The following is a 23,572-nucleotide window of genomic DNA, read 5'->3' as shown; positions in this document are numbered from 1 at the left end:
TCAACAAGACATGTAGACCTTCCCCTAACTCATTAACAAGCACAACAGTTGTGCAATCTCCTAACTCGACTTAGGAAACACACCTTGTTCTACATTCGCGATGATGGCTTTCGCCTGAGAAAAATATCGAGAAATAGTTGCTGCCTGTACCTTTCTTCGCTCGTCTTCGAAATCCTCCCATTTGTACTTAACCACTTGGGCTTCCTGCTTTTTCCCTGTCACCGGCTCTTTACGCAATCGATCTGCACGACTTATCAGGGGATTGCGCCCCTCTGCAATTCGTCTTTCTGATATCTCTTCTTCGATTTGCCAGCCGAATCTCCGCATCCCTGCGTTTGCGTACTTCATTTTCGTGTCGTAGACATCGAGGATTTTCCACAGCATCTCCGCGTCCGGTAGATATCGCGCTGTTTTATACCCGTACAGCGGGTAATAGCCATTGCTATCTCGACGACGGCTAGTGTAACGACTAGTCTTTTTTCGTTGTGCCTTGAGTATTTCGGCCAACTGGCGCTTTGCCACATTGACTGGTGTGTCCATAAACAAAGCAAAGATCATTACGTTTTCAGCAGGGTCATCTGCCATTTGTTTGAAGTCCCGATAATCTTCTTTATTTTCGATTTCGATAAAACCATCCAAAGCCGCAACACTGAAATGCAGATTGTGCCCTGTCCACCACTCAGGGAACTGCATGTCCTTATATGCGGTCTTCGAACATAGCGACACGTTATCGAATTCTTGCTTCAGTTTTCTATTCCATTGACTGTAATCAGACCGTTTTAGAAATTCAAACCACAGTTCGTGTATCTCAATCTCTGCCAGGCTGAATTCTTTGCAGCCTTCAATATCAATGTCTGTCCATCCTTCACCACCCAGCGAGGGAACTGTCCAATTTTTGTACTTGACACGTTTTTTTATTAACACAGGAAAATCCTATCTTTCGTATTTACGATGTTAATTATATGCGATCTGATTATGCTTCTTTCTGTTGCAAATACAAACGCAACGCAACCTAAACTTTCAACTAACGAGGAATTTATATGCAAAATTTTATTAACACAACAACCGGCCGTGTACTCATTATTGAATCTGATGCCTATTTCGAAGTCGACATTAACTTCGAGGGTGCTGAAGCCCAACAAGCTCTCGTTCGCTTCGTGAATCGCGAGGCTATGAATTGCGACATGGACACATCGGATTTTCTCAATTCTTCAGTAACCATCAGCTCCTGTTTGTCTTCCGCAATGGCAGGTGCCCTGCATAACGAGAAATATTCAGAGGTCGACCAAACGGAGACTATTGAATACGTATGCAGCGCTCTCGTTGCGATATACGGCTCTGGAAATTACGTCTTTGATTTCCAGGGAGTTACATACGTACCGCAAAAACTTACTGACGCCCAGTTTGATTTCTTGCTTGAGCGCTTAGAAATCCCATTTGAAGTAGATGATGAAGCGGAAGCAGTGCTTCAAAACTAAGGCCAATTAGTGACTCCGCATTTCGTTCAAGGTGTGGAGTCTCTTAGCAACATATAAAAACTATGAATGCACTGATTACTCAGCGTATGCGAGGAGGTTTTTTGACTTACAAAATAAGCTGCTTTGATTCCGTATATTCGGAAGTGACTGGCGAATCGGTTGATTTATCTTGGGAAGAGGTAACAGAGCTATTCTCGGTGCACGCAATCGCTGACTCAAAGGAAGACATCAAACTATTCAATGGGACGCAATTCATTGAAAGTGATACAGCAACCCCAAGAAGAAAAACTAACGTTAAAGAAGTATCCCTGTTGGTGGTTGATTACGACGGCACAATGTCAATCGCCGAAGCCAAGCAACGATTCAAACCTTATACCTATTTGGGCTACACATCGTTTAGTCACCGTCAGCAAGATGGCGTAGAAAAATTCCGTTTGGTCTTTCCGCTTTCCTGTCCTATACCTGCACATTGGGCACTCGATGAATACGGCTTAGTTAAAAGCCATGGCGAGTATTACAAGCTTACTGAGGCGTTGATGAAGTTCGCGCCCGGATGCGACCCCGTGTTGCTTAAACCTACCCAGCCTTACTACTTCCCGTCCTGCCCATCCGAACGTCAATCTTTAGCAGAAATATGGACGAACGATGGTGCGGTTCTCGATTGGAAAAAATGGGAGAAGGACGACATCTATGCAACTAAAGACTTCTCATCTGCTATTCCACGCAAGACAAATGGCCTTCCAAATCGTCAGCTCGCCCCCGGAACAGAATTCCATGTTGGAAGAACTCTGATAACAGCACGTGACATCAAAGGTCGCGTGGCTGGCGTGTCATGCCCGTTTCATACCGATAGAAAAGGTTCCGAATTCATCGTTCGTTACCCCAGTGGGACGATATGCTTTCATTGCAAGCGATGCGGCACTTTTTCTATGCACGAAGACCAACAGCCAAGTATCGCCAAGATTTCTGCACCATTAGAAGCCGACGCAAACCCACTTGATGCCTTCACATTTGATGATGAATGCTGGGATCATGAGGATCGAGTGAAAGTTTCCAGCCTCTTAGAAAAGGCAAAACAAAAGATCCTTTCAGACCGAGGAATCAATAAAAAAACTGGACGCTTTGAAGGTTTCTCTTCACATGTTCTTTATCTCCCAGAGGGATCAGGCAAGAGCCAACTGGCACGGGAGTTTGTAACAGGCGGCTTTCATAAGCTACTCCCCTATCGTGATGAGTACTTTCGGCCGCAAGTAGTGTTTGCATGCAAATCATGGAAGCAGGTATTCGAACAGCACGCATCTTTTAGCAAACAACTTCAAGCAGAAGGATTGCACTGCCGCATCGCTTTAAGCCTTGATGCCGCGGTTCTTCAGCGCTTTCAAACCAAGTTGAAGCGATCCGCCCCGCGGGACTACAAAGTAGGCGAGATTGATTACCCCGAATCGATTCGAGCAATAAGACAAAATCATCCTAACTTAGAAGAAGATTTCATCAAGTTGACGTTAGATTTCCTTGCTAAGGACCCTGCTCGTTTTGAGGATTTAGCCATTCCGGCTATTGCTCATAAATCTATTCAAGATAGTGATCAACCTTTCAAACTCGATAAGTCTCCACCCAAGTTTGTAGTTGCGGACGAAACTGCTCCTGCCATGATCTTCACTACATTCGCGCAATTAAGATTGCTGAAGGTAAGGCGCGATTGCATTCCGTTGAACTGGATTATCTGGATTGATGACCCTGATTCAGAAGAGTTGATGGACATTAAACCGTCAAAAAACATGACGGAAACCAACAAGGGAAAATTCCGTGTTATTAACGACACGACCTATGCTGTCCGCCCTGAAAAACAAGTACTTGGCTTAGGATTTCCAACACACAGGGTGATATACACAACGACAGAAAAACTTACTGTTGAAGCAATCTGTTATAAATTGCGGTCTCAGAATAAACCATGTGTAGTGCATGGCGAACGGGTAAAGGTTACCGGAGGAAAAATCACAATACTGGGGACGAAAGCAGTACAGAAAAAACGAGATGCAATTCTGCCCTTATTCACTGCACGCCGTAACCTTGTGCTTATCGCAGATGGATTAGCCGCCGAATATAACCATAGCAATAACAAGGGCGTTAATAGTCTTCGGAACAACGATTTGCTAATCGAGGTCAGCATTCCTCACCCTGCAACGGTAAAAACTTTCTGCGATGCTTTCAGCATAGATTTTAAAAAGCAGGGGAAGGAAGTGGGGAGAACACTCATGCTCGACCGTATGCATCAAGCAATTGGAAGAAACTCAGGGTATCGCACAGCAAACGCAGAATGTGTCGTGCTCGTAGACCCAAACATGCATAAGCATCTTCTTGAGAACTGCGGCTATACCTTTGACACTATCAATAGCGTCATCATTGATCGCACTAACAAGATGACTCGTCGGGAATCTCGCTTATCCAGCAATGCAAGCGAGCTGGCTTCCGAAGTGATGAAGTTTATTAATGGTTTTTTGCAATATGCAAACGATCTCAGGGTCATCAAAGCAGATATCAACAAAGTGTTGAAAGCTATAGACGATGATAAAAAACGAACCGATTATCTGATCAGGTTAATGGTAGCGATTTCGGACCAATGCAAAGTCTGGGCCGACGTACCACCGGGCGCTAATGAAAGTAGATCTGAACAGCAATATCGGAAATTGTTGCAGTGGTTAGTAACCACGTTCATTAACCCGGATGATCAGCAACAAGTCCTGGAGCGATATAGAGCCGATCTTGGGTAATCGCCCCCACGCTTTAAGCAGTTTTTGTGTAACTTGTTGATTAATAATGGATTAATTAATTTTATATATTAATATATAAGGATGAAATAAATTTCAATTAAAAATCAAATAGTTACAAATATGTATTGGGTCGGAATCAATCCATGCAACCAAAACAATTTCATGTGCCAGTTGCCGGGAGTGGTTCATCGACTGGCTCGAAATACATCGGCGACTCAACTCTCAATACAGCTGGGTCGTCAAAATCAGGCGTGACGATTCTTGTGCCACCGCCGCGCGTTCTGATGATGAAATATCGGGCTATCTCTCGTCTGGATGCATACCTTCCACTTCGACCAACTCTTTCTGGTGTCGTACGCATGGTTTGCACATAGATGGCTATTCGCGTTTCAGAAAAACCAGCTTTCGCCAACTCACTTCTCATAGCGTCAACATCTTCTTGCTTGAGCAATTGACCTGCGGGGTAAATTCGCACGTCCTGAATAAACCGTCTGATGTGGTCGGCTAGTGCTGCACGCAGTGTGAACAGTTCATCACCTTTTTTCTCGCTCAACTGCTTGAGAACAGACTGCAAAGATTTCAACTCTGTAACCCGACTTCTTTCCTCTTGAACTTGATGGTTAATCTGAGCGCGTAGTTCGATTCTTTTTTCGTGTAACTCCTGCACCTCGATTTCCAAGCCTTCCATACGGTCTAATATCGATTTCGGTGCTTGCCCCTGCTCAATTGATGTCACAAGGTTTTGCAGTCGCTTTCCGTTCTCCTCCAGCTTCGCCTCGACTAGGCGCAACTCGTCTTGCAAGTTTTGCTTCATGTCGTGCAGCGCATTAGATGCATCAAGGTCTTCAAGCAGTTTAGACAGCTCAAGACCACTACAAAACATGAGGAAACTTTTCTCGAATTCGTGATAGTCCCATCGCACTGCAAAACACCCGAGGCCGCGTCGTCCTTTTTCACACATGAGTGACTTGCGACTTACATGCTCGATGACTGCACCGTTGGAATCCAGCTTTTTTTCTGCCCTTGTGTGGACGAGATTCATCGATGAACCGCAGTATGCACACTTCAGTAGTCCAGACATGAGATTCGGTACATGATCCCCTTTCCTCCCCGTGGCAAAGGTACGTAGCTTACGTACTGACTGCAACGCTAGGAATTCATCTTTCGTGATCAGTGCAGGAAAGTAGTTAGCAACAGGCTCCCCGTGGGGCTGCAGCTTTCCGTTTACGGTCATGCGAGGCTGAAACTCACCGTACAAAGCTGGATTATTAAGAATCTTCGCGATGTACGAAACGTGCCAACCAACTGGCTTTCCCGACCAATTCGGTTCCCGTCGCTCGTTCAGGCGTCGTGAAATAACCCATTGCCCAAGACCTGTCTTGGACAATTTAATGATTTCTTTTACAACCTCTGCTCGCTCGGGGATGAACTTGAATGTTGATCTATCAGGTGATAGTTCCAGCCATGCAGGGCAGCGGGCCGTCAGCTTCTTCTCATCAGCATGATTGATCTTGTTTGCCCAAGCGGCCTTGACGCGCTTACTCTTCGTTAGCGATTCCTCATGAGCACGCGCCATGATCGTTATCGAGATAAGCAATGGACTGTAGTTTTCGCCCATGGACTTGTGTTCATAGACCATGCCATCGGTTAATGTCACGATGACAATTCCACGGCGAATGATATCCAGGAAGACGGTTAGCGCATCGATCAACTGATCCCTGGAAAGTCTGTCTAGGGACTCAACGAGAAGATAAGAGCCCGGCTCGATTTTCCCGGCCTTTACAGCATCAAGAAACCCTCCGAGGGCACCTTTTTCGATGTTAGACCTGTCGAAAGCCGAATAGCCGAGATCTTTTAAATGGAATTTCTGGTCAAGCTCAAGGCCATGGTCGCTGGCATATTTTTCTGAAATTTCTGTCTGACGGCGAAGCGAGTCACCTCTGATCTGCCGGGTACTGGAAAATCTAATGTATGAATATGCTTTAGTCACGACTATCGCTCGTCGAAAGAAAAGGAGATTATAGAACCTGATAAGTTGGATCAGCGACAGGCAACAAAGATATCGTTAGATTACCCCTTTATGTGATGATGGCGACGTTATGATCATCTTATAACTATGAATACACGATGTGTTGATGACTACGAGGGCCTGACGACCGGTGAGACCCTGAATGAAATCGCCGCATTGCTGAAGCGTTATGGCGCCGCGCGCGTAACCAATTTTGTATTTGCCCGCACCCCGCCGAGATAGATTCAGCATCCAGATACGCAAAAAATCACGCCGCCCGCGCACTTTCGCAATAAACTGGCGACCTGCTGATGAGGAGAACCGCTTTGTTTCATGTTGTACTGGTCGAACCAGAAATCCCACCGAATACCGGCAATATCATTCGCCTGTGCGCCAATACCGGTGCGCAACTGCATCTGGTCGAACCACTCGGCTTCCCGCTGGACGATGCCAAGATGCGTCGTGCCGGGCTCGATTATCACGATTACGCGCAAATGAAGGTGCACGCCGACTGGCAAGCCTTCCTCAATTCCTTCCCGGCCGAGCAGCCGCTTAACCGTGAGCGCATGTTTGCACTCACCACACATGGCTCCACACCGTTTGCCAGCATGGCTTTCCAGCCCGGTGATGTATTTGTGTTCGGCTCGGAAACCAGGGGACTGGAAACCGGTTTGCGTGAATCCTTCCCACCATCACAACGCATACGCCTGCCGATGCGGCCGGATAATCGCAGCCTGAATTTATCCAATACCGTCGCCGTGGTGGTCTATGAAGCATGGCGGCAAAACAATTTTGCCGGCGGCCAATAATCATTACCGCCTTTTACGCTAGGATAATGGCTCTTTTTAATTCATCGCCTGCATCCCGATAACCGAGGAGTCCCATGAATTTGCGCCAACTTACTTTCGCCGCCCTTACTTTATGCATCAGTGCCAGCAGCATGGCGCACGACTATCGCGCCGGCGATATCTATGTTGATCATCCTTATGCGCGCGCCACCGTTGCCGGGCAAACCAGTGGCGGTGCTTACCTGACACTGGAAAACAAGGGCAGTAGCACCGACACGCTGGTATCGGCCACTTCCCCTGCAGCCACCTCGGTTGAAATCCACACCATGTCGATGACAGCTGACAACGTGATGCGTATGCGCGAAGTCGGCAGCCTCGATATCAAATCCAAGGAAAAAATCACCATGTTGCCGGGCGATGGCTATCACATCATGTTGATAGGTTTGAAAGCCCCGCTCAAGGCCGGTGATAAATTACCGTTGACGCTGACCTTCAAGAAAGCAGGGAAGCTCGAAACCGCCATCGTGGTCGAAGACGGCAAGAAAAAGGCTACGGATACCGGCAAGATGGAACACCATCACTGATCGCTGATTGGATACAAATAAAAAAGGACGTTCAAAGACGTCCTTTTTTTATTGGTGCTGCAGGTTTAACTCTGCAGATTTATTTGGCAGCCGCGTAATGGCGATAGACCCTGGTCTTGCCATCGGCCTGGAACAACAAAACGTCATAAGCATCTGCAGCCTGCCCTTCCACTTCCATCCCCGGCGATCCCATAGGCATACCCGGTACGGCCAGGCCCTTGGCTTTTGGCTTCTCCGCCAGCAAGCGCTTGATATCAGCTGCCGGCACGTGGCCTTCCAATGCATAGCCGTCAATGACGCCGGTATGGCAGCTACCCAGCGCCGATGGCACGCCATATTTCGTGCGATAGGCAGCGGTGTTCGGCACATTATGCGCATTCACCTTGAAGCCATTCTTTTCCAGATGCGTGATCCACTCGGTGCAGCAGCCACAGGTGGCGCTCTTGTACACATTGATCACCGGCTGGTTTTTGGCAAACGAAAGAGTCGGCAAGATACCGGTCAATGCGAGTGCGCTTAATACTGTACGTCTTTGCATGATTAGTCCTTCCAATAGACAAAAAGCCGCAAACAGGCTTGCGGCTTTTTGGGTTTAACAGAGCAAAATCAGGCTGGCTGTGCAGCCGCCATACGTGTAACGATTTCTTTACGATAGCGGTTCAGTTCCTGCACGGTGCCAAAAGTGCGCTCAAACAGCAGCGACATATTGTGCAGGATACGATCGACGACTTTCTTTTCCCACTCGCTGTCGAACTTGATCTGGCCATCGAGCCAGCGCTCCAGCCATTCAGGATCCGGCAAACGCGATTGCACGGTATCGTTCGGGAACAGCGACTGGTTCACGTGCAGGTTAGTCGGATGCAGCGGTTTTTCGGTACGACGGGCCGATGCCATCAACACGCCGATCTTGGCAAACGCAGCGCGTGCGCTATCACCAACTTCTACCAGTGCTTTTTTCATGTAGCGCAGGTAAGCGCCACCGTGGCGTGCTTCATCCTGGCTGATGATTTTGTAGATTTGCTTGATGACGGGTTCGGTATGCCAATCGGAAGCACAGCGATACCAGTGGTTCAAACGGATTTCGCCGCAGAAGTGCATCATGAGTGTTTCCAGCGCAGGCGCCGGGTCGAATTCGAAACGTACGTTATGCAACTCTTCTTCGGTCGGGACAAATTCCGGACGGAAGCGGCGCAGGTATTCCATCAACACCAGCGAGTGCTTTTGTTCTTCAAAGAACCAGACCGACATGAAAGCAGAAAAATCACTGTCACCGCGATTGTCACGCAAGAACATTTCGGTTGCAGGCAAAGCAGACCACTCAGTGATCGCATTCATGCGTATGGTTTGTGCCTGCTCATCGGTCAGTTTGGAGCCGTCGAACTGATCCCACGGAATGTCTTTTTCCATGTTCCAGCGAACCTGCTCTAGCGATTTAAACAATTCTGGGTACAGCATACGCGCCTTAAAAATTGAGTTAAGTCCTTGATTCTACCAAGAAATTCAGTCCTCACCCAGTGCCAGCGGCTAAACATGCGCGCATTTCCTGGAAAAAACATACACTGCTTCGATTCTTTTCAAGTATCGAAAACGCGTCTATCCCGCGCCATTACTTGCTTTTTTAATGTTTTCTTAACGCCGAAGGGCGATGTAAAAAAACCTCATTAGCCACTAAAAATTTAAACTATCCGGCGCTGAATTCAATCGTTTTTTAGGTTTATGACAGCTTAAAAGATTATTTTTTCCGCACCATGACAAACCGATAGTCTTGGTGCAATATGGGACACGCTTATTCGCCCCCGATTACCCCTACCATGACAAAACAATTCATCCGCCTGCTCTTGCGTGCCACCCTGCTGGCTGGCCTCGGCCTGAGCACACAGGCTTACGCCCAAACCGCCAGCCCCGCCGTTTGCCCGGCCACCCTGAATTTCACGCTTGCCCGTTTGCAAGACGAAGCACCGCAAAATCTTTGCCAATACGCAGGGAAAGTGATTCTTGCCGTCAACACCGCCAGTTACTGCGGTTTTACCGTGCAGTACGAGGGTCTGGAACAACTCTATGCCAAATACAAGGACCGCGGCCTGGTCATACTGGGCTTTGCCTCCAATGACTTCGGCCAGCAAGAACCCGGCGCCAACAAGGAAATCGCCGAGTTTTGCCACAATACCTATGGTGTGAAATTCCCGATGTTCGCCAAAAGCTCGGTGATCGGCCCCGACATCAACCCATTCTATAAATCGCTGATGGCGAATGGCGCGCAAACGCCAAAATGGAATTTCCACAAAATCCTGCTGGACCGCAGCGGCAAGGTCGTCGAAAGCTATCCGTCCAAAGTGACACCTGACAACAAGAAACTGGTTGCTGACATAGAAAAGGCATTGGCGCAAAAATAGAACGATGCCTATGGCAAGCGGAACACACGCAATAGCCGAACAACAACGTTACAGTGCGGATTCTCTGCAAGACGCTGCACGCGCAGGCATAATGACGATGCTCGCATCCGGCTGTTATTTGGACCAATGCACAAACCATCTCTCGGGCCATAAAACTGAGTGATTTTCCAGACCAGACAACCATTTCATAGATAAATAGGCGAGCAATCGCCACCACTACCATGCGCATTCTGATTATTGAAGACAATGCCGATATCGTCGCGAACCTGTACGCTTTCCTGGAGCCGCGCGGCTACGTACTCGATTCCGCTGCCAACGGATATGCAGGCTTCGCGCTCGCAGCACAACATGATTACGATGCCGTCATCCTCGACATCAAACTGCCCGGCATCGACGGCCTGACGCTATGCCGCAAGATGCGCGATGAATTGCAGAAAGACACACCGGTACTGATGCTGACCGCACGCGATACGCTGGACGACAAAGTCGCCGGCTTCGATAGCGGTGCCGATGATTACCTGGTGAAACCATTCTCGCTGCTGGAAGTGGAAGTCCGCCTGAAAGCACTGGTGCGTCGCGCCCGTGGCAAAAACCAGGGCACCAACTTCCTCAGCGTCGGCAACCTGGTATTCGATACCTCGACTTATCAGGTCAAGCGTGACGGCATTCCCATCTCACTGACCAAGACCGGCTTCAAGATCCTGACCTGCCTGATGAAGGAGGCGCCGAAAGTCGTTTCGCGCGAAACACTGGAACTGGAAGTCTGGGGCGACCATCCGCCTGATAGCGATGCACTGCGCACCCACATCCATGCATTGCGCCAGGCGCTGGATAAAGCACACCCGTTTGCCATGCTGCGCACCGTGCAAGGCATAGGTTACCGCCTGGTAGATGCGGATGAAGCGCCCTAGTACGCTGCGCCGTCGCATAGTTGTAGCCTATCTGTTCTTTGCACTGGCGGTTTGTACCTTCGTCGGTGTCGTCGCTTCGGTTGCAATTGTCGGCATTGAAGACTTGCTGGTCGACGAACACTTGCGCAGCATTGCCGCCTGGGCCTCGCCGCGCCATGCAGCCGGCATGCCGGTGGAAATGCCATCCGATGTCAGCTTCTATCATGGCACCGCCATCCCGCCGGAATTACGTAACCTGCCCTTCGGCGTCGCCAAGCGCGTATTCGAAGATCAGTACGTGCATTTGCTGGCAGGCCAGGACGCGGCCGGTCCTTACGTCGTGATTGACCGCGCCAGCGAATATAAAAACATTGAACACGTCATCTTCGCGATGCTGGGCGCGGGCTTCCTGGGCTTCGTCGCGCTCTCGCTCTTCCTCGGCAGCTTCATCGCACGCGGCTTTGTGGATCCCATCATTACGCTGGCGAATGCGGTGATGGACAAGAAAACCAATGCACAACTGCCGCTGCTAAATCATCAGGATGAAATGGGTGTACTGGCGCGCGCCTTCGCCGAACACACGGCCGAACTCAAGCAATTCCTCGCACGAGAACGCTTCTTCACCGGTGACGTCAGCCACGAGTTGCGCACACCACTGACCATCATCATCGGCGCAGCCGAACTGCTGGTCGAACAAACTGCAGACCAACCGGCATTGCAAGCACCCGCACGTCGCATCATGCGTGCCGCCAAAGAAGCGACCGACTGCGTCAGCGTGCTCTTGCTACTGGCACGACGACCGGACACCATAGACCGGCCACTCACCTCGATTTCCGAAGTCATCCGGGCCGAGATAGAACGCGGCCAGCCCTTGGTCAGGGACCGGCCTATCAGCCTGCACTTCCAGGAAGGCAAGGATTTCTCGGTATTCGGACGCAAGGAATTATTATCGTCGGCAATCGGCAACCTGATCCGCAATGCCTGCGAATACACCGATGAAGGATCGGTCGTCGTATCGATCCAGGATCACAGTGTATTGGTCGAAGACACCGGCCCCGGCGTACCCGACATCATCCGTGCCCGCCTGAAAAACGATCCGTCGCAACCACAGCTGATAGGCTCGGCCGGCTCCGGTCTGGGCCTGGCTTTAGCCATACGCATCTGTGAGTATCTCGGTGCCAAACTCGAGCACGACGACAGGCCGCAAGGGGGTAGTATTTTCCGCATCCACTTCCAGTCAGTTTTAACGAAAAACTAACGCTAATATCACGTTAATTTGAGTTCTTCCGAGCTAACCTGCGCCTGCGTAGGGGATGTTCGCATCTGTCAAAACCTCCCCTTCCCGTCTGGGTTTTAGTCTCTATACTGGACTAAGACTCATACGTATTGAACTGCAGGAAATTTGCACGCGTTAGCAAGTAGTGGCCAAAAGATGTTCGTGGATTCGTCCAGGGGCAGACAACAACATGGTCGTACGCCGACCGCCGCTTATATTCAATAAACCTTGAGGAAGACATGGAATTACTAGGAACTCCAGCATTTTGGGCCGCACTCGGCAACATCATCCTGATTAATATCGTGCTGTCCGGCGATAACGCAGTCGTCATCGCATTGGCCGCCAAATCACTGCCGCCAAAACAAAAGAAAATGGCCGTCATCTACGGTAGCGCCGCCGCCATTATCCTGCGTATCGTCTTGACCATTTTTGCATTGCAATTACTGACCCTGCCGTATCTCAAACTGATAGGCGCGGTTCTGTTGTTCTACATCGGCGTGCAATTGCTGGCCGAAGACGACGGCGAAGAAAACATTGAAGGTCACTCCAATCTGTGGGGCGCCATCAAAACCATCCTGATCGCCGATCTGGTCATGAGCCTGGACAATGTACTCGGTGTTGCTGCTGCAGCAAACGGCAACGTCGTGCTGCTGGTCATCGGCCTGGCTATCAGCGTTCCGCTGATCGTGTTCGGTAGTGCACTGGTACTGAAGTTGATGGAAAAATTCCCTATCATCATCACACTGGGCGCCGCATTGCTGGGTTACCTGGCTGGCGAAATGCTGTTCTCGGACGCCGCTGTGACACCATGGATAGAAGCGAATATCCCGCACCATGAGATCGGCCTGTTCGGTAGCACCCACCTGAGCATTCCAGGCCTGGTACTGGCAATCGGTGTCGTGATCGTCGGTAACTACCTCGGCAAACGTCATCACAAAGCAGCAACCGCGTAATTAGCAACGCCAGTCGTCCCGCGACGACTGGCGGCAAACAAAAAGGGCGAACCGGCTGGCTGGTTCGCCCTTTTTTATTTACCACCGCGAAAAGTACGCAGTTTCAATATCTCTTCAGATTGAAATTATGATCGGTCACCAGCCGGGTAGTCGCCAGCAGCGGGCTCAAACCCAGCACCAACTGGGTTAACTTGTCGCCGGGCAAGGCCCAGATTTGCGCACGCGGCGCTTCTACTTGCGTCACCGCGGTAATCAGCGGCGCTACCCATTCCGCTTCCGGCGTGACATCCAGCAGCACGTCGCCCTCCGAGGTGGTGTGCAAATAAATCTCGCCACCCTCGGTCAAACCGAAGCAAATTCCCCAACCGCTGCTTTTGTTGTTTTTGATCAAATACTGGATATTGCGATTTTGATGGTCTATCCATGCTTCCACGTCATACGTGGTTTGCAGGACTATCCACGGCCTCGCGAGCGCCTGATCCTGTGCATTTTCATCATCTTCGTACATCATTGTTGTTCATTTTTATATAGATAAGACATGCGGCACTGTACACCTTGCACGAAGATTCGGTAGCATGGGTGTAGACAAAAACCACACAACTGCAGGCAATCCTGCTGCATCGTGATATCCTGCGCACCCTGGATCCTCTATTGCTGAACCGCTGTTAATGACGACTACCGAAACCACGCCTAACCCAATTCAATCCGCACGTACCTTGCTCAAGGAACTACAGGAAAAATTCACCGTATTCGGCGAGTTCCTGCCTTTGGCGATCGGCATCGACAAGCAATTGATCGCACAAATCCCGGACGTCAGCCGCAAATCGCTACGCACCGCGCTCGGCATACACACCAATTCCCTGCGGTACCTGAAGGGGATGGAAAAAGCGACCGTGCGTTTCAACCTGGACGGCAGCAATGCGGATGAAGTGACAGATGTACATCGTACGCATGCGACGACGACGCTGAAAGAACGCTTCAAAAAAAATGCCGAACAGCGCAAAGCACAGCGCCAGGCAGAAGAGACACAACGCAAAGCAGCAGCCAAACAACGTGAAGCCGAAGAAGCTGATCGCCTGCGCGCAGAAAAACTGACCCAGTTAGCAGAGAAATTCTCGCGCAAAAACTGAGGTCCTAACTTGCCTGCACTCCGGCAGGCAAGCCCCCCGCTACCAGTAAGTCCACAACATCTTCGCCGCCAGCACATACAGCAGGCAGGCGAAGATGATAAAAACCATTCCGCCCCTCAGAGAAAAATGTAGGCAGGCTAGTTGTTATGCGCAATCTTTGCAGCAACGGCATTGAAATCGAGGTTCGCCCGGGCAACATCATGGCTTGGGGCATATCTAAAGCCCGCGAAAGAGGCCTGCTATCGAGCTAGCTCAGTCAGTCGCTATGATTCGGCAGTCTTTCCTGTCGGCGACACGAATTCGATTGATCTTTTCAATCTTAAAATAACCGTCGAAATCGCGGGCATAAGATTCGTCATCCTTGGAACTGCCTATATAGCGCCCTTGGATCTGTAAGTATAAAACGCCAGAAATACCATTTTTTTCAAGCGCCTTACTACGAAGTTGATCTATCAACTCCGAATTTCCAACAGCCCAATATGTTTTATTGGATTTGCAAGGAGAGAAAGTCTCTACTTCATTTTCAAAATAATATATGCCCGAAAGCGTATTCTTATTCGAATCTCTTGCAGAAGCTAAAAGTGGCGAGCCACAAAGAAAAAACAGTATCAAGATCAAAGTTGATTTAATTTTTTCCTCCAATCCTTTACACAATCCTTGTATCAGAAAATTTCTCCGTTCGGAGCATAGCTATATTCAGCATTTTTGACATCGCCCTTAGTGCGGTGAAATTACAGCAACTGATCGTCAGGTAAAAAAATCATTTCAAAATCCAAAGAAATATATTCACTGAATATACTGGATGCCTATTTCCCTAGATTTTGGCTCGTTACGATACATCTCTGTAACGGATTCAAGTTTCACACTGAAATCTCGAGGGCCTCGCCATACTCCAACAACACGCGCACGGCTATCCAACACCAGAAATGACTGATATTTTTCATTATCGAAAGATGATCCAAAAGGCTGAATGCTCATTTGCAATGTATCAGGTGCTGTTGCACCACATAGACGATTAAATTGATATACCGTGTACTTCTCTTCTTTCGAATTCAGTTTTTGAATAATTTTATTGGCACATCCCATGCCTTCCGAAAGAGCATCAATGTTCTTCAGCACGGCGATAAAAACGATTAAAGATACAAAGAGCAAAAGAGATAAAAACATTCCCGCATACCGCGGGCGCAAAAATGGCTTCATTTTTATGAATTTCTAAGGTCGCAATCGTAGTCAATCACGGGAATTTGCGCCCAAAACCCGATGTTCGGACTTACCTACACCCCGCAGGCAAGCTCTTTCTTACCAGTAAGTCCATAACATCTTCGCCGCCAGCACATACAGCAGGCAGGCGAAGATACGTTTCAATACTGGCACCGGCAGGCGATGCGCGAGTCGCGCACCGAAAGGTGCGGTAAATACACTGCCGCAGACGATACCCGCCAGCGCGATGATCGAAATAAAGCCGACTGCATCGTCCGGCAAACCCGGCACGCTCCAGCCCGAAATCACATAGCCTATGGTGCCAACGATGGCCAAAGGTATGCCCATCATCGCGCCGGTACCTATGGTTTTTTTCATAGGTACACCACACCACAGCATGAATGGGATCGTCAGGAATGCACCACCGGCTGAAACCAGGCCACCGATAATCCCTATCACGAGGCCAACACAAAACAAGGGGCCGGCCGAAGGCAGCGCCCGCGCCGCTTTCGGCTTTTTATTCAACAGGATTTGCGTCGCACCGAAGAACACGATCACGGCAAAGCTCAGTGCCAGATGACGTTGCGGTATCCATGCCGACACGGAGGTCGCCAGCAGGCTGCCGACTACCAGCCCGGGTGTCATACGTTTCACTATATTGAAATCGACGCCATCGAACTTCAAATGCTCACGCACACTGGAGCCGGAAGTAAACACGATGGAAGCCATGCAGGTGCCCAGCGCCAGATGCACAATATGATCTGGAGCGAAGTGCTGTGCCGCAAACAAGGCCGCCATGATAGGCACCAGCGTCATACCGCCACCTATGCCCAGTAAGCCGGCCAATACGCCGACAAATGCACCAGCTAATACATACGCGAGAAACCAGATCATCCTTGCACCCTATAATTTAAATTCTTGCTCTTATTTATCGTATTAATACTTAATATTTCGGGAGAGCTTTTTCCCGTCAGAAGCCGCTGGCTCACATCAGAGCCCTCCCCTGGCGAATATGAATAAAAACAAAGCGCCATAGAGTAAAACGATACATATGGCAGCGACCAACAACAACTTGGCGCCCTTATAGAGCGCCGGCTCTCCCCAGCCAAGAACTATGATTGCCCAATAGGATATTCCGACAAATAATACCCATTGAAAAAAAGCTTCCCATCCAAACGGCATCAGCAACACAAATGCCAAAGGAACAGACTCAACGACGACCTTGGCCACTGCGGGATACAGAAACTGCACAGCACCCATTGCCAGTAACCAAAGGAGACTCACCCGTAAGATTTTTTTTGTCATCTCGCTTAATATTTCTTATTCACGAAAACCAACTATGAAAAAAAATAAACAGAATGTAGCTGGACTGAATGCCACATGTAAGCGAGAGACTATTGCCAATAGCTAGACTTTCTTTTCAGTTTGAACTCGCGCCCCCCGAAAGTTGCCTGCTGCCCGGAATCAAAGCCTCCTACCAATACACCTTTCCCGATACGCCCCCTGAAGGTACCAACATATCCATTTCGCTCAGGCAGCGAAAAGGTGATTTCATTATTTTTTATCTCTGCTGCTGTTATCACTGGTTCGGAAGGTGAGCCTTCGGCATCCTGGAAAACTACCCAGTATCCGGAACGAGTAAACATCACAAAAATTTCGATACCCAATACATCACCACCTTCTTTGTTAAAGGTCATGTCGGAATAAATCCCGGTAATCTTATTTGACACCCCAGCCATTAAAGATGGAGCACTCATGAGAAGAACAAGCGCAGCAACCAATTTTAAGAAAAAATTTATTTTCATTTTATAAGGTGTCATTTCCACACATGAGGACGCCGGCGAAGAGTATTAATATTTTCCCGAAATTGCAGACACAGCATGGCAATGTGGGAAAAATACTTTTAGATCACGACATAGACTATCGAAAAAAATCATAGACAGCACTGACTCAAGGATATTCCTCGCCGCATTACTACTTCACACCCGATCACTATCGTTTTTGCAGGTCTACTGCAAACCGGCATCACAGATCTAATCAAACACAGCACTCACCCATTCTCCCTGGTCACAATAAAACACTTGCTGAACTCCGTCATACTCAATAGCCATAGGGCGAAAATCAGTAATCATATTTTTATTTGAAATTTTACGATTTGACTGTGCATGGTCAGCGGCTCGAAAAATAGCAAGTGCAGGCCGATCATCGAGGGCGCGCAGCCCTCCAGGCATTATTGTTCCCAAAGACAGCTCTCTTTTTTGACACTTTGAGGTATTTTCCAATGCAGAAAATATTAGAAAGTAATCAGCCTGTCGCTGGCATACATATGCCCATGCGTATTCTCTATTTTCGGCTTGTTCATCAAAGAAAAAGGGCGGAAACGAAATTCCATCCCGATGAAAAAAATCCGCAATAGGGATACAACTGCGCCTTGTTGCATCATGCAATAGTAAGGTGGGGAAATTACCCTGCATCTCTCTCGCCTGCCCTTGCACACCCGGCCACGCACACCCGGACAAGGTAAAGCCTGCGAGCAATACACAAGCAATTGCCCTCCCCCATTGCAAGTATCTCAAGTTAAACACACGTCTATCCTGCGAAGAAAATTAGTCGGATAATTTCATACATAAGCACGCTAATCAAACCACCCTGCCCTCGCTCCTCCAAAACTTCAGGACATAGGCCACAATTACATAAACCCCTTGCCCACTAATAACTGCACTGATGCCATACTTGGCTTCATCGTGGTCTTTATAATCGCTGGATGAATACAAAAAGACAAGCCAAAGCAAAACCAAGGAAAAGCGAGAATAAATTTCGTGTTTTTATTCTTCATTATTCCCATTAAATAGCACCAAATAACCAACCCGCAAACGCGCCAAAGCACGTCGCAATTGCAGCGTCCAAGAAGAAGTTATTCCAGGCAGCCAACGTCATCGCCCCATTTTCTATCAATAGCTTTCCATTAAACTCATAGAACTCTCCCGGCCGCGGGTAATCCAGATACAGCAATATGACTGGCACGGCCATGAATCCAAGGCTAAAAGATATTAAACTCCGGCTCATCAACCGCATTCTGTCATTTGCGACATGCATGAGCGTTAAATACAGCACTCCACTCGCTACGGAGGCAATCAGAAACGCCTGGGGGAAAATATAGATAATCCCAAATCCCACCGAAAGCAGAAGATAAACTACCAATGCCAAGCAAATTACAGGCACAGCAATCAGAACCTTACGCAGATATTTCATCGCCGACGCCTGGCGTTAAAAAATCGCGAGCCATACTTATACCCGTACACACAAAACAGGGCATGCCAACCTCTCTTTAATTATTTTTTATCTGGCAACTTTAGCAGCATCAGCAACAAGGACACCAACATTTTTTCTCTGAAAACCAGAGCATCACTCTCGCATTACAGAAGGTCGACTATTCATTAGCTACAACAGATATATACGTATACAGCCATACCAACACCACACCGGATACATAGAATGGACCATGTTTATCCCGGCATTTTTCTGGTTCTGTACCCGGCTCCGGCATCACTTTGAAAAAAGCATTAGACTAAGCGCACGCAGAATCTCCATGCATCTGATTGCCCGCTTAAAAGAATTCAAACTCTCGCGCCACTTAGCCACGCGCATCCAGCGTCCGCAATAGATTGTCTAGTTAGTCCAGGTTCAGGTTTTTCCAGTCAGTCCCACGCAATATTTATTCAGCAGGTTCTTTTGCACTCATCTACACATACACCCGTTATCAAAAATGAACGACTGTTCCTGCTGACCATCGCCGGTATACAGTTCACACACATTCTTGATTTCATGATCATGATGCCGCTTGGTCCGCAGTTGATCAGGCTACTGCACATCGATACACACCAGTTCGGCCTTTTGCTGTCGTCTTACACCTTCACTGCAGCAGCATCCAGCCTGCTGGCGGCGACCTATATTGACCGCTTTGACAGACGCAAACTGCTGCTGGTTTTGTATGCGTGCTTCATCATTGCAACCCTGTGTTGCGGACTTGCGCCCAACTTTACCTTCCTGCTGATCGCACGTGCTTTGGCCGGCGCGTTTGGCGGCATCCTCGGTGGCCTGGTGCAAACCATGATTGCCGATGTGATTCCATTTGAACGTCGAGGCAAAGCGCTGGGCACAGTAATGGCTGCATTTTCCATCTCGACCGTGGCCGGCGTGCCACTGGGCTTGTTGCTGGCGTCTACCTTCACCTCGCTGGGATGGCGCGCGCCCTTCTTCTTCATCGTGCTGTTGTCGGGTATTTTCTGGGTGATCGGTTACAAACTGCTGCCTAACCTGACCGCACACCTGCACAACAAACCGATTGGGAATGTTTTTCAACGTATCTTTGCCGTCGCCAGGGAACCTCGCCATTTAACGGCCTTCGCCTTTATTGCAATGATGATGATGGCCGGCTTTACGGTGATCCCATACATCGCGCTGTACATGACCACGAATGTCGGTTTGCCGGAATCCTTTATCACTGTGGTTTATTTATGCGGTGGCGCGGCGACTTTCTTCACTTCACAACTCATAGGGCGAATGGCGGATAAATATGGCAAGTTGAAGGTGTATAAACTGGTCGCGCTGGCTTCGTTTATTCCGCTCCTGATCACCACCCATCTGGTACCAATTGCCTGGTGGCTGGTGTTAATCAACTCGACGATCTTTTTTATATTGGTGCCGGGACGTATGGTGCCGGGTATGGCGATGGTGAGCGCTGTACCGGAAGCGCATGTACGCGGCACTTTCATGACACTCATTTCATCAGTACAAATGCTGTCGTCCGGCCTCGCAACACTAATCGCAGGCCTGATCATTACGCGCACACCGGACGGAATGATAGAGCACTACGACACCGTAGGTTATCTCGCAGTAGCTTGCGGGGTACTGACGATCTGGCTTGCACAGCGCCTGCGCATACCACCTGATCCTGCCAGCGGCGCCAGCAAACCTGCAGCGTAGGAACTCAGGTTTTTACGGCAGGCGGGCGTTTTTTGGCCGGCTTGCTGCCGGATGATTTCGTTGCTGCTTTCCTGGCAGCCGGAGCTTTTTTCGCGGCTGGCTTGGCTGCTGCTTTTTTTGCTGCTGCAGCTTCTTCCGACATTACGCTACTGACCGCCTGATTGAATTGTTCCTGCAGCATATTCCACCATACGGTGGGAGTCGCAGTGGCGGCAGTTGCATGCAAAGGATCCGGGGCAGCGGGAGCGATTGGTTCGGCCGGTGCTTCAGCTTTAGGTTCCGGTGCAAAAGTTTGCCCCATGCTGCGCAGGGTGCTGATCGTCGCACTTTGCACTTCCAGTGCCTGTATCGTCCCGCGCAACATATTCATATTTGCGCTCAACCAGGCCTCCACCGCTTTTAAATCGGTGATTTGTTTATTGATTTCCTCCACCGACAAGGTCGGCATCACCATGCCCGGCATGCCTGTGGCCGGCGGCTTCATGCCACCCCACATATTCTTGACGAACTCCATCGTATCGGCCATGGCATCAAAGCCTGGAAGATTGGGCATATTGGGCTGGGTCACGATAAACCTCCGGGATGCGATTACACGATAGCGGGTACACAAGAGCTGCCGTCGCTTTGAGTTCTGTAAGCGTAGCAGATAAAGTACGCCTATCTACCGTAAAGGGCGCTGCATCTTGCAACTGGTCGGCAAGGCTGTATTGGCCGCCGGCAAATACAACTCCGTCTTGAAGCCGTAACCGCTGCCTTCATTATCGAAGCGCATACCGCCGTCCGACTTCCTGCGCATGACAGATACGTACAAAGGCTGGATCAATTGATGATCGGACGCGCGCATCGTCGCGTCGTGGAATGCATTCCGATATTGCGCGCCTTCCAGTGCTTTCGCCACCGCCAGTGCCTCGGTCGATTTGGCTTTTTCGATGGCACTAACCAGCATCTCTATCATGATGTGCATGCGCAGGTGTACATAGTCATCCTTTGCCTGCGGATAACGCTGGCGGAAAGCACTGTAAAAACGGTCACTGGCGGAATCTGCCATACCGTCTCCCACATTCGGGTGCCATTCAGCCACCGCACGGACGCGATCCACACCCGCATCACCTATCGCGGCCGGCGCGCCGAGGCCATTACCGTAAAAGGTATAAAACTTGGTATTCAAGCCAAACTCTTTCGCGGCCTTCACCAGCAGCGTTAAATCATTACCCCAGTTACCGGTGATCACCGCATCGGCACCGCTGGCCTTGATCTTGGCAATATATGGCGCAAAGTCCTTGATCTTGCCGATAGGATGCAATTCGTCTCCTACGATCCGGATATCAGGTCGCTTGGCAGTCAACTGGGTACGGGCGGCCTGCGCTACCAGGCGACCGAAACTGTAATCCTGCCCGATCAGGTAAACCTTCCTGGCACGCGTATCACGCTTGATGACTTCGGTCAGGGCATGCATGCGCATATCGGCATTCGCATCGAAACGGAAATGCCAGTAGCTGCACTTTTCATTCGTTAAGGCAGGATCAACTGCCGAGTAATTCAGGAACAGCACGCGATTGGCAGGTGCGCGTTGATTATGCTTGTTGACGGCATCCAGCAGGGCTGCCGCTACGGCCGAGCTATTCCCCTGCACCATAAAAGGTATGCGCTGGTCGGCCAGCCGTTTGAATTCCAGCAAGGATTCTTCCACCCCCAATTTGTTATCAAAGACCTCCAGCGCCAGAGGATGCGCTCCATCCGGCAAGCTGACACCGCCGCGCGCATTCACCGTCTCAATCGCGAGTTGCAGGTTACGCACCACTGCTTCGCCGGCGTTGGCAAAAGCGCCGGACATGCCATCTATCATGCCGATTTTGATGGGCTCAGCCGCCTGCGCAGCCACGCAAGTGCTCAACAGGACTGCGGCCAAAATATTTTTTACTTGGGTTTTCACTACGAGACCTTCTTAAAACGATCATTTTACGCGGTGGCATGCCCACCCGCTTGTGCACCGAATCCCGGCCCTTGCGTTTACACTAGCGCCATGACGCCAGAGACTCCCCCCCCCCCACCGAACCAGCCACACAAACGGCTATATATCGGCGGGCTATTGGTTTTACTGGCATCCCTGTTACTGCACCTGATCATCATTTCCTGGGCCCGTGGCCTGATTGCACTGCCATCAGCCAAGCCACCGGACAACACCATGGTCGTCGCCGCTACGCTGGAAAGCGAGCCGCCAGCCATACCCAAACCGAAGATAGTCGCCGCCAAGCCCAAGCCACGCCCGCGTCCTGCTGCTCCGGCACCTGTACCGCCGGCAGCCGTTGCCGAAACAGGCAGTATTCCGAACCACGAGCCGCCAGCAGAAAGCGCCAGCGACAGCAACATTGCCGCAGCAGAAATACCTGAACCAACAGCGCCGGTAGCGGAAGAAGGTACCGCCTATAGAATCGACCTGCCGCCATCCGCCAGCCTGAAATACGACATCCAGAAAATCCCGAAGGAAGGTGCGCCTACCTATGGCAGCGGCACCATCAGCTGGCAGACAGATGGCAGTCGCTATACGGTGGATGGTGATTTTGGCGTGCTCTTCATTACTGCGCTGCGCTTCAAGAGCAGCGGCACGATTTCGGATATAGGCATCGTGCCCGAGCTATATAGCGAAAAACGTTTTCGCCGCGCCGAAACCAATACGCATTTTCAGCACGAACCCGCCCAGATCAGTTTTTCCGCATCGACGCAATCGTATCCGCGTACCGGCGGTGAACAGGACCGCGCCAGCATCATCTGGCAATTGGCCGGTATCGGGCGTGGCGATAGTGAAAAATTCGTGGCCGGGGCCAGTATCGATTTATTCGTTGCCGGTACACGCGATGCGGAAACATGGCACATACTGGTGATCGGCCAGGAAGACATCATGATAGATGGTGTCAGCACCACAGCATGGCATGTGGCGCGCGCGCCCAAGCGTGGCTCCTACGACCAAAAGCTGGATATCTGGCTGGCACCACAACAGAACTGGTACCCGGTGCGCCTGCGCTATACCGAAGCCAATGGCGACTATCTGGACATGTCATTAACCCGCCTGAACGTTTCCGCCCCACACTAGTCATATAATCCTAATAATCCCTTA

At 49.9% G+C, this 23,572-nt stretch carries 25 protein-coding genes and 1 pseudogene; 12 read left to right on the top strand and 14 right to left on the bottom strand.

The annotated features are described in order from the left end of the window. Positions 1-60 precede the first annotated feature (60 nt). Positions 61-924, bottom strand: coding sequence for a hypothetical protein (locus tag ACFQPC_RS14775; protein WP_382272627.1), 864 nt, complete (start codon positions 922-924; stop codon positions 61-63). A gap of 116 nt (positions 925-1,040) precedes the next feature. Between ACFQPC_RS14775 and ACFQPC_RS14770 the strand changes: the two genes are divergently transcribed. Continuing rightward, positions 1,041-1,478 carry a hypothetical protein gene (locus ACFQPC_RS14770; protein WP_382272626.1) on the top strand — a complete coding sequence of 146 codons (438 nt, stop codon included), beginning with the start codon at positions 1,041-1,043 and terminating at the stop codon, positions 1,476-1,478. Between the two features lie 62 nt (positions 1,479-1,540). Next, positions 1,541-4,249 carry a hypothetical protein gene (locus ACFQPC_RS14765; protein WP_382272625.1) on the top strand — a complete coding sequence of 903 codons (2,709 nt, stop codon included), beginning with the start codon at positions 1,541-1,543 and terminating at the stop codon, positions 4,247-4,249. Positions 4,250-4,409: 160 nt separating this feature from the next. Here the strand turns inward: ACFQPC_RS14765 and ACFQPC_RS14760 are convergent, their stop codons facing one another. Beyond that, on the bottom strand, positions 4,410-6,239 hold the full coding sequence (locus ACFQPC_RS14760) for a recombinase family protein (RefSeq protein ID WP_382272624.1): 1,830 nt from the start codon (positions 6,237-6,239) through the stop codon (positions 4,410-4,412). A gap of 159 nt (positions 6,240-6,398) precedes the next feature. Between ACFQPC_RS14760 and ACFQPC_RS14755 the strand changes: the two are divergent. From ACFQPC_RS14755 to ACFQPC_RS14745, 3 genes and pseudogenes are all read left to right on the top strand, one after another. Next, a pseudogene (locus ACFQPC_RS14755) lies at positions 6,399-6,500 on the top strand (phosphoribosyltransferase family protein); the annotation flags it as partial. Positions 6,501-6,583: 83 nt separating this feature from the next. Next, a complete protein-coding gene (trmL, locus tag ACFQPC_RS14750; RefSeq protein ID WP_382272956.1) occupies positions 6,584-7,066 on the top strand; it encodes a tRNA (uridine(34)/cytosine(34)/5-carboxymethylaminomethyluridine(34)-2'-O)-methyltransferase TrmL in 483 nt (160 codons plus the stop codon). A 74-nt stretch (positions 7,067-7,140) separates the two neighbouring features. After that, positions 7,141-7,629: a copper chaperone PCu(A)C gene (locus tag ACFQPC_RS14745; RefSeq protein ID WP_382272623.1), complete on the top strand. Its 489-nt coding sequence runs from the start codon at positions 7,141-7,143 to the stop codon at positions 7,627-7,629. Between the two features lie 79 nt (positions 7,630-7,708). Here the strand turns inward: ACFQPC_RS14745 and ACFQPC_RS14740 are convergent, their stop codons facing one another. Next, positions 7,709-8,167 carry a DUF411 domain-containing protein gene (locus ACFQPC_RS14740; protein ID WP_382272622.1) on the bottom strand — a complete coding sequence of 153 codons (459 nt, stop codon included), beginning with the start codon at positions 8,165-8,167 and terminating at the stop codon, positions 7,709-7,711. A 68-nt stretch (positions 8,168-8,235) separates the two neighbouring features. Continuing rightward, positions 8,236-9,084, bottom strand: a complete 849-nt coding sequence (locus ACFQPC_RS14735; RefSeq protein ID WP_382272621.1) for a ferritin family protein — start codon at positions 9,082-9,084, stop codon at positions 8,236-8,238. A 356-nt stretch (positions 9,085-9,440) separates the two neighbouring features. Between ACFQPC_RS14735 and ACFQPC_RS14730 the strand changes: the two genes are divergently transcribed. The 4 genes from ACFQPC_RS14730 to ACFQPC_RS14715 all read left to right on the top strand — a co-directional run bounded on the left by ACFQPC_RS14730 (position 9,441) and on the right by ACFQPC_RS14715 (position 13,141). Beyond that, positions 9,441-10,022 (top strand): glutathione peroxidase, encoded by a 582-nt coding sequence (locus tag ACFQPC_RS14730; RefSeq protein WP_382272620.1) that lies wholly within the window; start codon positions 9,441-9,443, stop codon positions 10,020-10,022. A gap of 221 nt (positions 10,023-10,243) precedes the next feature. After that, positions 10,244-10,933: a response regulator transcription factor gene (locus tag ACFQPC_RS14725; RefSeq protein WP_012081018.1), complete on the top strand. Its 690-nt coding sequence runs from the start codon at positions 10,244-10,246 to the stop codon at positions 10,931-10,933. Beyond that, positions 10,920-12,170, top strand: coding sequence for a sensor histidine kinase (locus ACFQPC_RS14720; RefSeq protein ID WP_382272619.1), 1,251 nt, complete (start codon positions 10,920-10,922; stop codon positions 12,168-12,170). The genes ACFQPC_RS14725 and ACFQPC_RS14720 overlap by 14 nt, the downstream gene beginning before the upstream one ends. A gap of 257 nt (positions 12,171-12,427) precedes the next feature. Then, a complete protein-coding gene (locus ACFQPC_RS14715) occupies positions 12,428-13,141 on the top strand; it encodes a TerC family protein (protein WP_382272618.1) in 714 nt (237 codons plus the stop codon). A gap of 103 nt (positions 13,142-13,244) precedes the next feature. Here the strand turns inward: ACFQPC_RS14715 and ACFQPC_RS14710 are convergent, their stop codons facing one another. Continuing rightward, positions 13,245-13,652, bottom strand: a complete 408-nt coding sequence (locus ACFQPC_RS14710) for a hypothetical protein (RefSeq protein WP_382272617.1) — start codon at positions 13,650-13,652, stop codon at positions 13,245-13,247. A 157-nt stretch (positions 13,653-13,809) separates the two neighbouring features. On the opposite strand from ACFQPC_RS14710, the gene ACFQPC_RS14705 reads away from it, so the two are divergent. Next, a complete protein-coding gene (locus ACFQPC_RS14705) occupies positions 13,810-14,271 on the top strand; it encodes a ProQ/FINO family protein (protein WP_382272616.1) in 462 nt (153 codons plus the stop codon). Between the two features lie 252 nt (positions 14,272-14,523). Here the strand turns inward: ACFQPC_RS14705 and ACFQPC_RS14700 are convergent, their stop codons facing one another. From ACFQPC_RS14700 to ACFQPC_RS14670, 7 genes are all read right to left on the bottom strand, one after another. Further along, a complete protein-coding gene (locus ACFQPC_RS14700) occupies positions 14,524-14,913 on the bottom strand; it encodes a hypothetical protein (protein WP_382272615.1) in 390 nt (129 codons plus the stop codon). Between the two features lie 144 nt (positions 14,914-15,057). Beyond that, positions 15,058-15,471, bottom strand: a complete 414-nt coding sequence (locus ACFQPC_RS14695) for a hypothetical protein (protein ID WP_382272614.1) — start codon at positions 15,469-15,471, stop codon at positions 15,058-15,060. 99 nt (positions 15,472-15,570) lie between these two features. Then, the gene (locus tag ACFQPC_RS14690; protein WP_382272613.1) at positions 15,571-16,365 is read right to left on the bottom strand and encodes a sulfite exporter TauE/SafE family protein; all 795 of its coding nucleotides are present in this window, start codon (positions 16,363-16,365) and stop codon (positions 15,571-15,573) included. Positions 16,366-16,461: 96 nt separating this feature from the next. Next, on the bottom strand, positions 16,462-16,776 hold the full coding sequence (locus ACFQPC_RS14685; RefSeq protein WP_382272612.1) for a hypothetical protein: 315 nt from the start codon (positions 16,774-16,776) through the stop codon (positions 16,462-16,464). A gap of 89 nt (positions 16,777-16,865) precedes the next feature. Continuing rightward, the gene (locus ACFQPC_RS14680) at positions 16,866-17,291 is read right to left on the bottom strand and encodes a hypothetical protein (protein WP_382272611.1); all 426 of its coding nucleotides are present in this window, start codon (positions 17,289-17,291) and stop codon (positions 16,866-16,868) included. A 213-nt stretch (positions 17,292-17,504) separates the two neighbouring features. Further along, positions 17,505-17,945 carry a hypothetical protein gene (locus tag ACFQPC_RS14675; RefSeq protein ID WP_382272610.1) on the bottom strand — a complete coding sequence of 147 codons (441 nt, stop codon included), beginning with the start codon at positions 17,943-17,945 and terminating at the stop codon, positions 17,505-17,507. 370 nt (positions 17,946-18,315) lie between these two features. Then, positions 18,316-18,723 carry a hypothetical protein gene (locus tag ACFQPC_RS14670; RefSeq protein WP_382272609.1) on the bottom strand — a complete coding sequence of 136 codons (408 nt, stop codon included), beginning with the start codon at positions 18,721-18,723 and terminating at the stop codon, positions 18,316-18,318. 480 nt (positions 18,724-19,203) lie between these two features. Here ACFQPC_RS14670 and ACFQPC_RS14665 point away from each other — a divergent pair, with 480 nt between their 5' ends. Then, positions 19,204-20,457 carry an MFS transporter gene (locus ACFQPC_RS14665; protein ID WP_382272608.1) on the top strand — a complete coding sequence of 418 codons (1,254 nt, stop codon included), beginning with the start codon at positions 19,204-19,206 and terminating at the stop codon, positions 20,455-20,457. A gap of 4 nt (positions 20,458-20,461) precedes the next feature. Here the strand turns inward: ACFQPC_RS14665 and ACFQPC_RS14660 are convergent, their stop codons facing one another. Next, on the bottom strand, positions 20,462-21,010 hold the full coding sequence (locus ACFQPC_RS14660; protein WP_382272607.1) for a PhaM family polyhydroxyalkanoate granule multifunctional regulatory protein: 549 nt from the start codon (positions 21,008-21,010) through the stop codon (positions 20,462-20,464). A 108-nt stretch (positions 21,011-21,118) separates the two neighbouring features. Next, positions 21,119-22,390 carry a branched-chain amino acid ABC transporter substrate-binding protein gene (locus tag ACFQPC_RS14655; RefSeq protein ID WP_382272606.1) on the bottom strand — a complete coding sequence of 424 codons (1,272 nt, stop codon included), beginning with the start codon at positions 22,388-22,390 and terminating at the stop codon, positions 21,119-21,121. A 90-nt stretch (positions 22,391-22,480) separates the two neighbouring features. Here ACFQPC_RS14655 and ACFQPC_RS14650 point away from each other — a divergent pair, with 90 nt between their 5' ends. Beyond that, positions 22,481-23,548 carry a DUF3108 domain-containing protein gene (locus ACFQPC_RS14650; protein ID WP_382272605.1) on the top strand — a complete coding sequence of 356 codons (1,068 nt, stop codon included), beginning with the start codon at positions 22,481-22,483 and terminating at the stop codon, positions 23,546-23,548. Positions 23,549-23,572: the final 24 nt, after the last annotated feature.

It is taken from the genome of Herminiimonas glaciei (assembly GCF_042664955.1).
Taxonomy (GTDB): domain Bacteria; phylum Pseudomonadota; class Gammaproteobacteria; order Burkholderiales; family Burkholderiaceae_D; genus Oxalicibacterium; species Oxalicibacterium glaciei.
Note: the sequence above shows the minus strand (reverse complement) of the source record. Positions and strands in the feature narration are given on the sequence as shown.

Bases quoted from the DNA above. Each gene is read 5' to 3' on its own strand.
- ACFQPC_RS14670 (WP_382272609.1), bottom strand. From the start codon at position 18,723: ATGAAATATCTGCGTAAGGTTCTGATTGCTGTGCCTGTAATTTGCTTG.
- ACFQPC_RS14725 (WP_012081018.1), top strand. From the start codon at position 10,244: ATGCGCATTCTGATTATTGAAGACAATGCCGATATCGTCGCGAACCTG.
- ACFQPC_RS14690 (WP_382272613.1), bottom strand. From the start codon at position 16,365: ATGATCTGGTTTCTCGCGTATGTATTAGCTGGTGCATTTGTCGGCGTA.
- ACFQPC_RS14660 (WP_382272607.1), bottom strand. From the start codon at position 21,010: ATGCCCAATCTTCCAGGCTTTGATGCCATGGCCGATACGATGGAGTTC.
- ACFQPC_RS14685 (WP_382272612.1), bottom strand. From the start codon at position 16,776: ATGACAAAAAAAATCTTACGGGTGAGTCTCCTTTGGTTACTGGCAATG.
- ACFQPC_RS14680 (WP_382272611.1), bottom strand. From the start codon at position 17,291: ATGACACCTTATAAAATGAAAATAAATTTTTTCTTAAAATTGGTTGCT.
- ACFQPC_RS14740 (WP_382272622.1), bottom strand. From the start codon at position 8,167: ATGCAAAGACGTACAGTATTAAGCGCACTCGCATTGACCGGTATCTTG.
- ACFQPC_RS14695 (WP_382272614.1), bottom strand. From the start codon at position 15,471: ATGAAGCCATTTTTGCGCCCGCGGTATGCGGGAATGTTTTTATCTCTT.
- ACFQPC_RS14770 (WP_382272626.1), top strand. From the start codon at position 1,041: ATGCAAAATTTTATTAACACAACAACCGGCCGTGTACTCATTATTGAA.
- ACFQPC_RS14675 (WP_382272610.1), bottom strand. From the start codon at position 17,945: ATGCAGGGTAATTTCCCCACCTTACTATTGCATGATGCAACAAGGCGC.
- ACFQPC_RS14735 (WP_382272621.1), bottom strand. From the start codon at position 9,084: ATGCTGTACCCAGAATTGTTTAAATCGCTAGAGCAGGTTCGCTGGAAC.
- ACFQPC_RS14710 (WP_382272617.1), bottom strand. From the start codon at position 13,652: ATGATGTACGAAGATGATGAAAATGCACAGGATCAGGCGCTCGCGAGG.
- ACFQPC_RS14765 (WP_382272625.1), top strand. From the start codon at position 1,541: ATGAATGCACTGATTACTCAGCGTATGCGAGGAGGTTTTTTGACTTAC.
- ACFQPC_RS14650 (WP_382272605.1), top strand. From the start codon at position 22,481: ATGACGCCAGAGACTCCCCCCCCCCCACCGAACCAGCCACACAAACGG.
- ACFQPC_RS14730 (WP_382272620.1), top strand. From the start codon at position 9,441: ATGACAAAACAATTCATCCGCCTGCTCTTGCGTGCCACCCTGCTGGCT.
- ACFQPC_RS14705 (WP_382272616.1), top strand. From the start codon at position 13,810: ATGACGACTACCGAAACCACGCCTAACCCAATTCAATCCGCACGTACC.
- ACFQPC_RS14720 (WP_382272619.1), top strand. From the start codon at position 10,920: ATGAAGCGCCCTAGTACGCTGCGCCGTCGCATAGTTGTAGCCTATCTG.
- ACFQPC_RS14745 (WP_382272623.1), top strand. From the start codon at position 7,141: ATGAATTTGCGCCAACTTACTTTCGCCGCCCTTACTTTATGCATCAGT.
- ACFQPC_RS14715 (WP_382272618.1), top strand. From the start codon at position 12,428: ATGGAATTACTAGGAACTCCAGCATTTTGGGCCGCACTCGGCAACATC.